We start from the raw sequence: 16,319 nt of genomic DNA on the forward strand, positions 1-16,319 counted from the left end.
GGTTTCTTTAAAAGGGTTATCCAGACGCCTGAAGGTGCAGCAAACGCTCTGCGCGTTAAATATTCGCCATCACATCAAAGTTGGAATCCACCAAATCAGTTAAACGCACACCCGTCAGGGTCACACTGTTGCCCTGACCCAGATCAAAGTAAACATCGTTTCCTCTTTGCGCGCCCAATGAGATCAGCTCAGCCACGCTATTGACCCCTGTTCCATTTAGTCCATCGCTGTCATTGGGACCCAAGTTCAAAGCCATGACGTCGCCTTGTGATCCGGCCTGGAAGTCTGCGACTGCATCGTTGCCATTGCCGTCTTGGAACACAAAGTAGTCAGCACCAGCCCCCCCGTTTAGCACCTCGTTGTCACCGCTTGCTTTGAACAAGTCTGCGAATGCCGTTCCGATGGTGTTGATCAAAGACTCAATACCGGTGGTGCCCCAAGTAGACGTCTCAAACTGAATAGGACTCAAATCCAAGACACCGTCGCCAAACACAATTTGTTCGATACCACGCAACTCATCTTGATTCTCTAACCCTTGGAACACACGGATCCAGCGGTCAACCGTCACTTCACTCAAGGTTGTTGGTTGCGTATCCGGATTGGCTGCGCTCACCGTCAATGGCGCACCAGCGGCAGGCGAAGCGCCCAAGGACTGGTTCAGTTGCAGGGTTTGACCTGAAATACCCGTGATCTTGTAGGGACCATAGGCGACAGGGTCGTTGTCACCACTCCCCGCCACGGTGTAAGACACCGACATCCCAAGCAGCAAATTGGACGCGTCCGCGACCAACAGCGAAGACCCAGATTGATTGGCACCTTCCACCGCGAACGATCCACTGACAGCTTGAGAGCCATTGGCCACGCTGGGGTTGACTGCGAAAATCATGTCCTCGCCTTGCAGCACCACCTCTACCGCACTCCCCGTCAAGACCTCCGTTTGCGCGGTAAAAACCGTGTCACTGCTGGCCACCGCCGATTGGATTTGCTCGGCAAAGGCCGACACTGTAGCCGCCAAGTCTGTGGAAGTCGCTTTGTAAAAGACCGTTTTTCCAGCCAGATTGACCGACAAGATGTCACCCACCTCGACAGCCCCAGAAATCGTGAAGCGACTTTCTTGAAGCGTCGTGACGCTGTAGTCCTCCTGAAGTCCAGCGTACTTGACGCGATCAACAAACGAATTACCCGCCGCATCCAGTCCGATATTTGGACCGCCGTCGATCACGTTGTTGCCAGCGCCGGGCTTGAACTCATCACCCAAGTCACCGCCGGTCAAGGTGTCATTGCCCAAGCCGCCGTCAATGTAGTTAATCAACCCAGCCTGGCCGGTGATGGAGTCTCCTCCATCCGTACCGTTGCTGAATCGCGTATCCACCTTGCGATTGCCGTCACTGTCGATATCCAAACTGGTAACGGTGGCCGTCTGACCCTGAGCGAGCACTTGGTAGACGCGATCTGCAAATACCAACTCCTCGACGCTCACCAGGGTATCCAGACCATCCACCCCATCCGAGCCATGCGTCACCGTGAATACGCCCCCCTCCTCAACAGGCTGTGTCACTACGTATTCAGCATAGTCACCACTGTAACGAGCTCGGTCTCGGCCCTCACCGCCTGTGATGCTGTCGGCACCAGCGCCGCCTTCGAACACGTCGTTGAGGGCGGAACCTGAGAGCGTGTCGTCACCGAAACCACCCATCATGCGATAGGCGATACCTGCTAAACCTTCAAGTGGCACCAGGTTATCGCCAGCACCAGCCAAGTCCAAGCCACGCATTTCAATTTGGTCCACATCACCATCGCCATTGACATCGTTGCTGCTGACCTCAACCTTCAAACTCACAAAGCGGTCCGCGAACTGAATACCCTCAATGTTGACCAAGGCGTCCAGCCCCTCGTCACCGTTGACCGTGGCGTTATCCTCAACCGTGAACCCACCCGACTCCGTCGGAATGATGACGTAGTCGGCCATATTGCCGTCGTATTGGGCCACGTCAATGAGCACGCGGCCGCTGGCGTCCAGACCATCAGCACCACCATCGAGCGTATCGTCGCCGGCACCGCCTCGCAACACGTCACCACCGTCAGCACCGAACAAGGTATCGTCACCTTTGGCGCCATCCAAACGGTCATTGGTCGTGCTTCCAGACAGCGAATCGTTGCCATCTGTGCCCAAAACTTCAGCGTTGTCTGGCGTGCCATCACCATCCAGATCCAGCACGTTGCGGCTGGCCTTGAGCATCACAAAACGATCCCAAAAAGCGATGGCTTCAATGCCCTTGAGCAGATCCACCCCCAAGCCGCCCTCATCGGCGCTCAAGGAGTCGGTAACTTGCACCCAGACGCCTTCTGTGTTGGGATTGTCATCCAACCAGGTAACTCCCTCGTCATCGCTATACTGCAATGTGTAGCGCGTCTCAGAGCCTTCGTAATGAGCGACATCAAAACCGGGGTTACCCCACTCATCTACACCATTGGCTCCACCGTCAATCGTGTCGTCGCCCGAACCACCTTGCAAGTCGTCAGGCCCAGCACCGCCGATTAAAATATCATCCCCGTCAGCACCGTCTATCCAATGGCGCGCGCCCTGCAAGTCCTGCGCGGAGAGCATTGCCACGTCAATGTTGTCTGACAGCATGGAGCCCGTGATGTTGACGCTCAAAACCTTTTTGGTCTGCGGGTCTTGGTTCACCCAAGTCTCGACGCCCAAACGCACATAACGATCACTGAATGACAGTGCCTCCACGTTCCACAACGTATCCGTGCCGTCGCCATCGGAGTCTGAGTCCTGTACGGTGATCGAGCCATCGACGTTGGCCGTGATCACATAGCGATCAAATTCACCGTCGTATTGCACCTGATCCATGCGGACATTGCCCCACTCATCACGCTCACCATTGGCGCCACCGTCAATCCAGTCATTGCCTTGACCACCGCTGATCCAGTCACCACCAGCTCCGCCATCAATGGTGTCATCGCCATCGTTGCCACGCAAGTTGTCATCGCCACTGTAGTCGTAGACTGGGCTTGCAACGTCGGGGTTGTAGCCGATGCGGTCCCCAATGGAGGTGCCGTCTACGCCGGCACCCACAATGGGCCGCTCTTCCCAGGGGACTTCGTCATACTCGGAGCGCCAGTCGCGGTTGTACCAAACCTGCATCTCCAAAGGCAGCCAACGATCGCTGAAGGCCAAGGCCTCCACGTTGACCAGCGCGTCAACACCGGAGCCCTCAAATGCCGCAGGCAGTCTGTCCGCGATCAACCAGCCTTGAACGGTACTTGCGCCTTCGGGCGCATAGATAATCATGTTCGCTACGGCAGCGTTCAAGTCCTCCAAGACCAGCGTCGTGAGCTTGCCGGCCACAGCCGAAATGGTCACACCTTCGATCGTGATGTCTGGAACACTGGTGCTGAGAGCGACTGCGTTGCCTTCTGCGTCAAAACTCAAGGACACATCGATCAAGTTGTAACGGTCGATACGGCCTTCAAAGCGAACCTCATCACGCATCTGCCCGCCCCAAGGGTCTGAGCCGATGTTGGCGCCACCATCCACATAGTCGTTGCCTGCACCGGTGCGTATGGACTCACCGCCATCGCCACCGATGTAAACGTCGTCACCGCCACGCAAATCAATATCAATGCGCGTTTGCGTCAGTTGCGTCACTTCGCGTTTGGCAAGCGTTGCCACCTCTGCGAGAGTCAAGCTGTCGTTGCCACTGGTACCCTGGACGTTGGCCCAATCCACCAAGCCATCCTGGTTCCAGTCACTGCTGTCAACCCTCGCCTCTAGCTCCAACGGGCCGTCTCTGAACTGAATTTGCTCTGCGTTGAAGACAATGTCTGTGCCCTCTCCGCCCATGTCTTCGTCCAAATGGTCGGCGACGACCCAAGCTTGAGCGTGCGTGCCATCAAACCAATCGAACTTGCTGTGCGCCTTGGTGATTTGACTGACCAAGGTGGCGTTGAGGTTGCTCCCCGTGAAGCTGATTACACCGTCGGTGATGGCCGCAATCGCCACACCGCCGAGGTGTAAAGCCCCCGAGGTGCTGTCACCAGTCGCCGTCAATTTTTGAACGTCGTACTGGCTGGCGTTGCCTTGGAAACGCACAGTGTCTTGATCGCTCCACGATTCACCGGAAGAGCCATTCGCACCACCGTCGATGAGGTCATTGCCTGCACCACCTTCGATTTCGTCGCCGTTGCCATTGCCACGCAAGACGTCATCACCTGCGCCGCCACGGATGAAGTCGCGGTCATCAAGCTCCTCACCGTCGACCAACGTGGTTCCTCCAGAGATTTCATCGGCAAAAACGGTGCCCTCTTGGTTCACGTTGCTGAAGCCGCGCCAATCTTCCCAGGTCCACTTCTGAACAGCGATGTCGACCCAGCGATCGTTGAATGCCAAGCTCTCAACGCCTCGCAAAACGTCGACACCCAACGAAGCGGGGTCATCTGCAGGCAGCAAATCAGACACCCGCAACCACAATTGCCCATCTTGCTCAAAGGACTCGATTTCAAAGCGGTCCATGGGCGCGTTGTAGCGAGCGACGTCTTTGCGCACCCACCCCCATTGATCGGGGTCGCTGTCAGCGCCACCCATCAAAGTGTCGTTGCCTGCGCCCCCCTCGAACTCGTCGCCGCCTTTGCCGCCATTCAACGCATCGTCGCCTGCCCCACCAGACATCCAGTCGTTATTCGGAGTGCCTTTGAGGGCATCGGAGAAGTCCGTCCCGCGGACATGCATGGACATGGGCCGAGTCTGGCCCTCCTCGACGGAGACAGACCAGTCCTCGTAGTAGTTGACCTCAGGTTTGATTGATATCGAGGTGTCACCGCCCGAGTTGGCGCTGGCTGCGAACTCCACACGCTCCACATTCACGAGCAAATCTGAGCCCGTCCCACCCGCATTGGCAGGCAACAAATCCGTGATACGCAGGCCAAAAACCTCGGACCCCGTGGCATCAGCAGCATCTACGACAAGGTAATTTTGCGCAACATCCACCAAAACGCCTTCGATTTGATAGCGAATTTTGGCGCCTTCGTAACGCACGATATCCAGCTTATCCCACTCATAGCCCGGCAAATCGGGAGATTCGACACCCCCGTCGATCGTGTCGTCGCCGCCACGCCCATCGAACTGGTCACCACCGTTGGTACCCAGAATCAAGTCTGACAAAAATGAGCCGGTGTAGTTGTGACGCACCACATCGATCTGCTCTTGTGTCTCGGGGTCCATATAGAAGTTGGTCCAGGAGTCATCGCGAACAGACAGGTTGATCTCGCCATCACTGAAGCGAATGCGCTCGACGCCTTGCAACACATCGGCTCCAAATCCGACTGAGGTGGAGACAAGGCTGAAATCCACTTCGCCATCGCTCATACCCAGCGCCTCAGGCCTCAAGTGACCCGAAACTGTGTCGAAACTCGCTTCGGAGAGGTTCTTGACTGAAGCCAGATCCACCACCAAGGTGCTGCCATTGATCCACGCCTGGATATCAAAGCGCGCCTTCGCACCCTCATACCAAGCGACGTCACCCGCATTCCAATCCCAGCTATCGGAGCCGTGCGCACCACCAATCAAGGTGTCATTGCCCCGGCCACCCTCTAAAGTGTCATTGCCCAAGCCTGCCTGGAGCTCATCGTTGCCGCCCCAGCCCCGCAGCCAATCTGCAGGCCCACCGGATTCACCGCTGCGGTCTGCCCCCACCAAGGTATCACCCGCCATCGTGCCATCGGTGCTCATGACCCCGTTGAGCCATTCCGAATCAATCGCCTTTGCGGTTTTCACACCAAAGTCACCCGCTGCAAACGCGACGTTGATGGCCACCATACCGTCGGTTTGATCCGTTTGGCTCACGCCGTCGGGCAAGGTGACGCCTTGAAGTTTGTCAATCGAGACAACGCCCACCATGAGGGTTGTCGGCGCCAAAAACAGGCTGCCGTCTTCGAAGCTCAAGGTCTCCACGTTCGTCAAACGATCAACACCATCACCCCCGTAACTGGATGCCAAGCTGTCCGTCACTTGGACATACATCGTGGTGGGGTCATAGGCGGTGTAGCCCGAGCCCGGCTCCGCCACCAAAGACTGTCGGTAAACACCGCTGCCCAACTGACTGGTGCCTGCTTGTACCTCACCCAACTGGAATGTGGCCAGTAGTGCGTCGTCGCCGCTGGCACGCACTTGCACGGTGTAGCGCGCAACGCTCTCGTCGTACTTGACAGTATCCCAGCCCGCACCGCCATCGATGGTGTCGTGACCAGCCCCTTCTGACACTTGGTCGTTTCCTGCGCCCAAGTCGATCGCATCGTCACCTGCACCGCCCTTGACGTAGTCATCACCCGCCCCCGCGGCAATGGTGTCGTCACCTGATTGACCATCGATCCAATCGTTACCCGCCTTGCCAGTGATGTTGTCCCAAAAATCTGAACCATTGAAGTTCAACTGGCCTGTATCTTTGTTCTCCTCAATCTTAGGCATCAACTGCAAATCGCCACTGGTGAACTGAAGCCTCTCAATGTTCAACACAATATCGGTGCCCAAGCCCCCAAGTGCACCGGGAATCAAGTGCTCTACAAGGTAGTAGATTTGCGCATCCACACCGGTCACCGTGCTGTCATCCACCATTTTGGTGATGGCAAACTGAGCACGGTCAGCACTGAAGCGCGCGACGTCGTAGGTACTCCAGGTGTCCCAAGGCGTATCAGGGTTGACGTCCGGATTGCCTCCACCATCCAAGGTATCGTTTCCGGCCCCACCCACCAACTCGTCTCTCAAGCCACCACCGACCAGGTAGTCATCTCCAGCCTGTCCATCTAGCCAGTTCTGGGCATTACCCCCCCCCTGGATTAAGTCACCAAATCGAGACCCCCAAGCATTGCGTTGTGTCACCTGAACTTCGATGTTTTGTTGGGCTGCGTTGTCCCAAATCCAGTTGCTTTGGGAGTACTCGGAGTAGTTTGCGCCCAAGCGCTCCCAGGCATCTGAGAAACTCAAAGCCTCGATGTCCCGCAGTACGTCGCGCCCCTCACCGCCCATTGCCGCCGTGTAGCGGTCATCAACTACCACAAAACCGTCGGGATCGTAGAAGGACGACTTCACATAAGCGCCATGGGTAGCCAATCGACCCGTGTCATCGAAGCGCGGGCCCGCATCCTGATCTGAAGCTTCTCGGTAGAAGCTGACAACCGCTCGTGCAATCGAATAGGAGAACTCAGCGGTGTCATAGGTCTCGCCCAAGCCTGCCGCCAAGTTCTCAGGGGATGAAGCGTTGCTACCGCCGTCCAACACGTCGTCCCCCTTGCCCCCGCGCAAGCGATCCGCTCCTGCACCGCCCATCAGCGTGTCATTGCCATCATTGCCTTGCAACTGGTCTTGATTGGACTGCCAAGGCTGGTCAGGGTTGTAAAGCGCCCCGCCCTCCTCGTATTGGCTGGCGTCAATCAAGTCACCTTGAATGCCACCGTCAAACCCATTCGTGCCGACCCAACCACCGGCACCACCCATGGGGTCTGCTTTCCAGGGATTGACACGCACGCCCAATTCAACCGCCTCGTCTGAGAACTGAAGGCGCTCCACATTGACCAAGGTGTTGACACCTTGGCCACCCGCCTCTGCAGGCAGCCGGTCGGTCACCACCACCAGTGTGCTGGGTCGTGACTCTGGATTGGTGTAGTGTTCGTCAATGAGCGCTTTGCTGGCACTGTCGGCGGCCAAGTCTGAGTACTTCAGGGTCTCGACGACGTAACGTTTGCGAGCACCAGAGAACGTCACCATGTCTTGGTCTTGCCAACTGTCACCGGTCTGACCGTCTGCTCCACCATCGTAAAAGTCGTTACCGGCCGCGTCCTGAATTTGATCACCGCCGTCACCCGTGAAGATGACATCGTCGCCAGAACCCGTGTTCACCCAGTCGCGGCTCGCGGTCAGCCTCAGCGGCTGAATCCCCAAAGGCTCAGAACTGGGTTGATTTTGTCCATCCAGAGCAAACAACTGAGCACTCAAATCACCAAAATGAATATCCCTGAGGAGATACTCACCCGTCAACTTCCCATCCACGACGGTCAGGGTAATTGAGATTTCCTCCTGCTGCCTCGTATTTGGGTTGTACCGGGTGGTTGGTGTGATCGTCGGCGCGCCATTCGGCATGTAATAAAACACTTGGACAAGCTTGACCAAGTATTGCGCCCCTTCTACAAGGGTGACGCCTGGCCACGCGAAGCTAGCCACGGCTAGCTCGCCACCGACGAGCGCTACGCCATCGGCACCTTGGCTGAGTGCCATCAACTCAGCGGTATTTATCACGTCGCCGAAGCTGGTGCCTTCGATGTTGTTTTGAGTCCCGCCGCCTGCGTTCACACTCACATTCAGGCGCAATCCACCGTCCGAAAAATTCAAAGACTCGACATGGGTGATGCGGTCTGTCCCCAAGCCACCGAATTCCAACGGCAGCTTATCCACCACGGTGTAAACAGACTCACCATCCTGGACTTGGCGCGTGATGGTGAAGCGAGTAGAGGCCGCGTCGTAACTGACCCAATCATTGCCAGTACCGCCGTCAATGGTGTCGTTACCTTCACCCACAACAATTGCATCGTCTCCGCCACCGGTGTTGATGTAGTCATCTCCAGCGCCATCGCGCACGGTGTCGCGCCAAACCAAATTGAGAGTAAGCTCCAAGGCGGAAACGTTGATGGAGTCATCCCACTCGGTGCCTTCCCAGTTGTAGTCCATCAGAGATTTTGTATTGGTGGACCCATCCCACGAGTAGTTGGCCCGCCCCACCACCGCCAAATTCACCTCCATGTCCGCGAAACGCAGGACTTCGACGTCGATCAACACGTCCTCGCCATCCCCGCCTGCCTTGCTGTCTGTCACGGTGAAACTGTTGTCGGTATTGCGCTCAATGGCGTAACGCTCAAATTTGCCCGAATACTCAGCCACATCGACACCATCTCGCCCATTGGGTGTCCACATGTTCCTGTCTTCGGCTGCCGCGTCGGTGTTCGCTCCACCATTCAGTGTGTCGTTGCCTTTGTTGCCACGCAGGGTGTCGCCCCCTGCTCCGCCATAAAGTTGGTCGTTGCCATGCCCGCCATTCAGTCGATCTGAACCCACGAACGCTGACGCCAATCCACCATCGCCTGGCACAGCGCCCAAGGTTTCACCAAAATTATTGCCATCGATGTTGACGCCGCGAACAATCTCGGATGAACCGCCGTCGGTTGTAATCGTCCAGAGTTTGTCAACCCACACCTGAGGGCTCAGCCGCACCTCTTTGTCACTGAACTGCAAAGCATCGATGTTGAACACCACATCAACCCCATCTTGGGCATCTGTGCGCGTATCTGCGACGGTGAAGTAAACGGCCCCCTCTTGTCCGGTGACCGAACCATCGTCGTCTAGCGACTTGGTGATGTCATAAAACTTGGCTTTGGTACTGTACTGAACTCGGTTCTCGAGCTGCCATGGGTCCATGACACCAGTCAAACGCTCCACGTAGCTCTGGTCACCGCCATCGATGGTGTCATTCCCCGCCCCCCCCACAATTTGGTCGCCGCCAGCCCCCCCGTTCACCAAGTCATTGCCTTGGCCTGCTTCAATCCAATCGCGCTCATACTTGGTACTTGCTGAATGAAGCGCGTCAGCATCGATGACATCGTCGTAGTCTGTACCCTGAATGTTGTTTGATTCCCATTCGTTTCGTGCTTCATAGTTCAGCGACGGCGCCAAGTTAATGAATGCATCACTGAACGATATCTGCTCAATACCTCGCAACACATCCACCTCACCGCTGACGTTATTGGTCAACAGCGTATCCAGCCCTTGGCGCGACAGAGTCCACTGAGATTGGCTATCTGGCCAATAGCCCGCCAGATCACGACTTCCAACGCCACCATCCAATGTGTCGTTCCCAGCGCCGCCTTGCAAGGTGTCATCGCCGGCTCCGCCATTAATCTCATCATCGCCGTCGCCACCGCGCAATTCGTCATTGCCGCCCGCGCCATCGACCGTGTCGTTGCCTGTCGAGCCGTCATACCAATTAGCTTCACCGTCCCCGCTCCAGCTGTCATTTCCAGAGCGGTCCAGAAACAGCACATCACCAACGTCCCACAGCACACTGCCATCACGAGGCACGCGCCAAGCAAACTTTTGATCGCCAGAGACCCCCGTCAACAGACCGTCTGGAAAGACCGCCACCAGCAGGTAAGGTTGGTAATCCCCGGGCAACGAAGATGTATCGATCGTGAAACTCACCGAATGGTGGTCAACCGACAGGTTCAGCTTTGCCGCATCCACATAAATCGTGTGCGCATCGGGATACATCACCAACTTGAGACGCCCGCTCTCAGCGACTCCCGTGACTTGCTCTGGTAATGCCACCTGAGCATGCACTAAGCCATCCACCCCCTCAAACAAAGCGGACTCCCCATCGGCAAAGTTTTGCCCGCCTGTAGTCCCAGTCGCCCCTCGATACAAGCCCACAATCTGGCCGCTGGTATCGGCGGCATAAGCCACCACTTTGACGTCAACAGGTACGTTGTCGTCGCCCAGCACCTGCAGCACCACTGTACCGTTCTCCACCCGCAACGGCCCTTGCGCGGGCTGTCCAGACGCCTCCGTCTTGCTCGTGGCCCAGTAGCTCGGAACCGCATCCCCCGTGCTCGAGAACATGTGCAAGGGGCCCGCACCAGTCAACGTGCGATCAATCGAGCCGATGTAAGTCCAATCCTGGGGAACAGCCACATCGTCAGTCGACATATATTGGAAGTCACCGTATGGGTTGGATGTATCAATAGGCGCAGGCTCTGCGACATTGATCATCAATGCTTGGCTCGCTACCGATCCTGTGGCGGCCACCTTATATAGGCCCACGATCTCTCCGTTGTCCAAGGCCACCGCGACTCGCGCCACGTCCATGGTCTCACCGCTTGCTGTAGTCACTTGAAGCACCATGTCTGTGCCATCGATACGCAAAGGTCCCTGTGCGGGCAAGCCATTGGCCTCGGTGACACTCGTCGCCCAATAACTGGGCACCGTGTCATTGGTGCTCGAAAACATATGTATAGGAGCAGCACCAGCGGCAGCGCGAGCACCAGACAATGTCGATGCGATGTACGTCAATCCACTGGGAACAGTCACATCCGAATAGTCTTGGGTTTGGAAGTCGCCGTACAGGCTCGCATCAGCCACCAAAGCGGGATCCGGCGCCGGACCATCGACATTGATCATCAATGCTTGGCTCGCTACCGATCCTGTGGCGGCCACCTTATATAGGCCCACGATCTCTCCGTTGTCCAAGGCCACCGCGACTCGCGCCACGTCCATGGTCTCACCGCTTGCTGTAGTCACTTGAAGCACCATGTCTTTGCCATCGATACGCAAAGGTCCCTGTGCGGGCAAGCCATTGGCCTCGGTGACACTCGTCGCCCAATAACTGGGCACCGTGTCATTGGTGCTCGAAAACATATGTATAGGAGCAGCACCAGCGGCAGCGCGAGCACCAGACAATGCCGATGCGATGTACGTCAATCCATTGGGAACAGTCACATCCGAATAATCTTGGATTTGAAAGTCGCTGTACATGCTCGCATCAGCCACCAAAGCGGGGTCCGGAGCGGGACCATCGACATTGATCTGAATCGGTGGTGCATTGCCGTCCATCACTGGATACAAGCCGACCAGCTGGCCGGAAGCATTGGACTCATAAGGCACAGTCACCACATCAATAAGGGCGCCGGTCTGATCGACCGCCTGCAAAATCAGACCCTGCGGCGAAACCTTGAGCGGCCCCTGGCCGACCTCCCCAGCCGATCTCGGCGCATTGGTTGCCCAAAAACTCGGCGTCAAATCCGCAGCGTCGGAGAACAAATGCAGCGGCACGGTTCCTAAAATTGACCCTTCAGTCCAAACAACGGATGCGATATAGACCCATCCCTCAGGCACCGTGACGTCCGAGTTGCCTAAATCTTGAAACTCGCTGTAGCCGCCACCACCATTGACCGCTGAACCCTGAGCCGTAGCCCCAACACCAATCGTTACCATGGTCACTGACTCCATTAAATAATGAATTAAATTTTACTTAATTAATTTATTCTACAAATTAATTAAACTATCACTGATTCATTTTGACAGATTACTAAAATGATTACTAGGGATGGTCTGCATAACCCCCGCCACAACGCGAGTTGATGCGTGAATGTTCACATGGCGAAACTAGAACTGAATTGGCCGTCGATTTCCCGTTTTTCAGGCTGCAAGGCCTGCGCTTTTGGGCCTTCGCCCACGCTGCAGGCGCACTCATGCCTGCGCCCCCTGCAATATTCGTCTACGCACCATCCACAAATTCGACAGCGCAAACATCACGAGCAACTGGTTGGTGTTTTTGGCCAAGCCCCGGTAACGCGCCCTGCGATGTCCGAATTGACACTTGATCACCCGAAACGTGTGCTCTACCTTGGCTCGGATGCTGGCCTTGAGTTTTTCCAGCTTGTCGCGCAACGCGTGACTGGGTTTGGTTTTGTTCAGCGTTTTGCGCTTGCCCGGCATCATGGCTATTTGCCAATCCACACCCGGGAGCTGCTTTTGGATCTCTTCGCGCTTTTCAACGCCCCGGTAACCCGAGTCGGCAAAGACCATTTCCTCCTCGCCGTGCAGCAAGGCATGCGCTTGGGTGATGTCGTGAGCGTTGGCCGCAGTGGTTGTGACCGTGTGCACCAAACCCGATTGAGCGTCCACACCAATGTGGGCCTTCATGCCAAAGTGCCATTGGTTGCCCTTCTTGGTTTGATGCATCTCAGGGTCTCGCTCGCCCTTGTCGTTTTTGGTCGAACAAGGCGCGGCAATCAACGTAGCGTCCACCACAGTACCGGTCTTGAGCATCAGACCGCGATCGATCAGTTTGGCGTTGACAGTGGCCAGAATCTGCTGACCCAACCCATTCGCTTCAAGCATGTGGCGCTGACTTGGGGTTTTGCCAAACCGCAGGATAGTGGTTTCGTCAGGCAAACGGGTCATGCCAGCGTCCAGGTGAGCAAACTCTTGGTACAGCGGGATGTCATGCAACGCCTCTTCCATGGCGGGGTCGGAGTGGCCAAAGAACTGCTGGAGCAGGTGTATGCGCAGCATCACTTCTGTGGCAAACGGAGGCCGACCGGTCTTGCCCGCAGGCGCGTAAGGTGCAATCAACGACAACAACTCAGATCACGGGATCACCAGGTTCATCTCATCGAGAAATTCCCGCTTGCGCGTGCGCTTGGTGACAAGCTCAAATCCAGTGGTGGCAAGGCTCATTTGTTTCATGACTTAACTGTCTCAAATCAGGCCGTCACGGGGCTGACTTTTGCAGACTTTCCCTAGTTATGATCTGCCAAACGCCAAGGCACTTGAGTGCAAAGCCTCAGTCCTGATGGATGAAGTTGACGCGTAACGCCTTGATGCCAGTTCCCAGAAGCGGCGATCGAACCTAAATTCCCTGAAGTGAAAATGGTACGCCCTTATTGGCAAGCACGTAGCCGATGGATGGAACCAGAATGAAATCGTGGGGGTGGGGGTACGGTGGGGTCTTCGGGTTGGAGATTTTTCCTATCACTTACAAACAAGTCTAACGATCAGTTCGTAGGGCCCCTGCACTTGGCATCACGTCTGCGACTGAATTTATTGGACCACAAACCTTTATGGCAAAGCGACAACCCATTGGTGGGTTAATAGGTGGGTAAGCAACTCAAAAAAGAAAAAGCCCTAAGTAAATTAATTACTTAGGGCTTATCTTGGCGGAAACGGAGGGATTCGAACCCTCGATGAGGCTCTACACCCCATACTCCCTTAGCAGGGGAGCACCTTCGGCCACTCGGTCACGTTTCCAGTGGATTAGATTATAGCTCAGGCTTGGTCCAGATCGAAGGCTTTGTGCAGAGCGCGCACAGCCAATTCCATGTATTTTTCGTCGATCACGACCGAGGTTTTGATTTCGGAAGTCGAGATCATTTGGATGTTGATGCCCTCTTCGCTCAAGCTGCGGAACATCTTGCTGGCCACACCCACATGGCTGCGCATGCCGATGCCGACGATGGACACTTTGCAGATCTTGGCGTCACCCGACACTTCAGCTGCGCCCAAAGAGGGCAGCACTTTTTCCTTGAGCAGGTCAATGGTTTTGGCGTAGTCGTTGCGGTGCACGGTGAAGCTGAAGTCGGTCTTGCCGTCTTTGCTCAGGTTCTGGATGATCACATCGACTTCGATGTTGGCATCGGCCACAGCGCCCAAAATTTGGTAGGCGATGCCAGGCTTGTCGGGCACGCCCAACACAGAGATTTTGGCTTCGTCGCGGTTGAATGCGATGCCGGAAACGACGGCTTGTTCCATTTGTTCGTCTTCCTCAAAAGTGATCAGGGTGCCGGATGCGGCTTCTTCGTTGATGTCGATGTCCCAAGGCGTGAAGCTCGAGAGCACACGCATGGGCACTTTGTACTTGCCCGCAAATTCCACCGAGCGGATCTGCAGAACCTTAGAGCCCAGTGACGCCATCTCCAGCATCTCTTCAAAGCTCACCGTGTGCAAGCGACGGGCTTCGGGCACCACGCGCGGGTCGGTGGTGTAGACGCCGTCCACATCGGTGTAGATCAGGCATTCGTCGGCTTTGAGGGCCGCAGCAACAGCCACGGCCGAAGTGTCTGAGCCGCCACGACCGAGCGTGGTGATGTTGCCGTTGTCGTCCACACCTTGAAAGCCGGTGATGATGACCACCTTGCCGGCATTCAGATCGGCCATGACCTTTTGGTCATCGATGGACTGGATGCGGGCTTTGGTGAAGGCGTCGTTGGTTTTGATGGCCACTTGCCAGCCGGCGTAGCTGACCGAGGGCTGACCTTCGGATTGCAAAGCAATGGCCAAAAGCGCCGACGACGCCTGCTCTCCGGTGGAGGCGAGCATGTCGAGTTCGCGGCTGTAAGCGGTGCCGGGTTTGGCGGGCGCCAACTCTTTGGCCAGGCCCAGCAAGCGGTTGGTTTCACCGCTCATGGCACTGGGAACCACCACGATTTGGTGGCCAGCACGGGCCCATTTGGCCACGCGCTTGGCGACATTGCGGATGCGCTCGGTCGAGCCCATCGAGGTGCCGCCGTATTTGTGAACGATCAAAGCCATGTGTAGTTTGGGTAAAAGAAAAAAGCGGATGTAGCGCAGCAAATTATTGGGACGCCGCACTCCCGGTGTTCAAAGGGGGGAGCCCCAGCAAAACTTGTCGATTGTATCAACGGGGCTGACGCGTACATGACCCGCCAGGTCCTTAGGCCAGACTTGTCCAAACACTGGGGTCCACGCGCGCGGCCGCGCGCATTGGCTGGTGGTTTCAGCAGGCCAAGAATGACAACCCTGCGCCGTAGCGCTCCACAAAGCCCTGCCCCACTTTCAAGTGAAGACGGTGCCCCCGCGTGGTGCAGGCCGCCACCTGGTCGAGCAACTCGTGCAGCTGCGCGGTGCTGGGCGTGGTGGCGTGGAGCTGGCGCAGCCAGTGGCGCAACACCAGCGCTTGGCGGGCGCGACTGAGCTGCTGCAGGGCGTGGATGCGAGGGGGCACACCGACTTGCGCCAGGTCTTGCGCCGCCACTTCGTTCAACACCTCTTGGGCTTGGGCGGCATGGGCGGCGCTGCGGGCAAAGGTCTCGCGAAAAGCGGGCAAGGCCTCGGCCAGCGCAGGCAAGACACGGGCGCGGATGCGGTTGCGGGTGAACTTCTCGTCGGCATTGCTGGGGTCTTCCACCCAGGTTTGTCCCTGACTTTGCAACCATTCGCGCAAACTCGCACCCGGCACACCCAACCACGGGCGGTGCCATGCCAGACCCTGCCGCTGCCAGTGCGCGGGCATGCTGGCCAAACCGGGCAGGCCTGCGCCTCGCGACAAGGCAATCAACAAGGTTTCGATCTGATCGTCGGCATGCTGCGCCAAAACGATATCGCGCACCTCGGGCCATTCGGTCTTGACGGCTTCGGCCAGCGCGGCGTAACGGGCTTGGCGCGCTGCGTCTTCGGGGCTTTGGCCTGATGCGTGGCCTGCCTGAACTCGGCGCACGGTCAGCGGCACCCCCAGGACCACACACAAGGCGCGGCAATGCGACTCAAAGCCATCGGCAGCGGCCTGCAGGCCATGGTGGATGTGCACCGCCCTCACCTGCCCTGGCCAACGCTGTGAGCAAGCCAGGAGCAGTGCGGTGGAGTCGGCCCCGCCACTGAAGGCGACTGCAAAAGGAAGGCCCGGGCTGAAACCAGCCAAGGCCTGCTCGGGAGGGGCTGCCCGGTGCGCTGCCATGGGTAAAGCCTGCGGCTG

The 16,319-nt window shown here is 56.9% G+C and carries 3 protein-coding genes, 1 tRNA gene and 1 pseudogene; all 5 read right to left on the minus strand.

Annotated features, from left to right (window positions below; all coding sequences use genetic code 11):
• Nucleotides 1-55: 55 nt before the first annotated feature.
• The 5 genes and pseudogenes from B9Z50_RS18095 to tilS all read right to left on the minus strand — a co-directional run bounded on the left by B9Z50_RS18095 (nt 56) and on the right by tilS (nt 16,301).
• Nucleotides 56-12,040 (minus strand): hypothetical protein, encoded by an 11,985-nt coding sequence (locus tag B9Z50_RS18095; protein ID WP_158270604.1) that lies wholly within the window; start codon nt 12,038-12,040, stop codon nt 56-58.
• Between the two features lie 255 nt (nt 12,041-12,295).
• Nucleotides 12,296-13,297 (minus strand): annotated as a pseudogene (locus B9Z50_RS00060) (IS5 family transposase).
• Nucleotides 13,298-13,765: 468 nt separating this feature from the next.
• Nucleotides 13,766-13,858, minus strand: a tRNA-Ser gene (locus B9Z50_RS00065).
• A gap of 18 nt (nt 13,859-13,876) precedes the next feature.
• Entirely contained in the window at nt 13,877-15,139 is a 1,263-nt protein-coding gene (locus B9Z50_RS00070) for an aspartate kinase (protein WP_108361688.1), read from the minus strand.
• Between the two features lie 205 nt (nt 15,140-15,344).
• Nucleotides 15,345-16,301 carry a tRNA lysidine(34) synthetase TilS gene (tilS, locus tag B9Z50_RS00075; protein ID WP_108361689.1) on the minus strand — a complete coding sequence of 319 codons (957 nt, stop codon included), beginning with the start codon at nt 16,299-16,301 and terminating at the stop codon, nt 15,345-15,347.
• Nucleotides 16,302-16,319 lie beyond the last annotated feature (18 nt).

Source organism: Limnohabitans sp. Bal53 (assembly GCF_003063355.1).
GTDB lineage: Bacteria > Pseudomonadota > Gammaproteobacteria > Burkholderiales > Burkholderiaceae_C > Limnohabitans_A.

Bases quoted from the DNA above. Each gene is read 5' to 3' on its own strand.
- B9Z50_RS18095 (WP_158270604.1), bottom strand. From the start codon at position 12,040: ATGGTAACGATTGGTGTTGGGGCTACGGCTCAGGGTTCAGCGGTCAAT.
- B9Z50_RS00070 (WP_108361688.1), bottom strand. From the start codon at position 15,139: ATGGCTTTGATCGTTCACAAATACGGCGGCACCTCGATGGGCTCGACC.
- tilS (WP_108361689.1), bottom strand. From the start codon at position 16,301: ATGGCAGCGCACCGGGCAGCCCCTCCCGAGCAGGCCTTGGCTGGTTTC.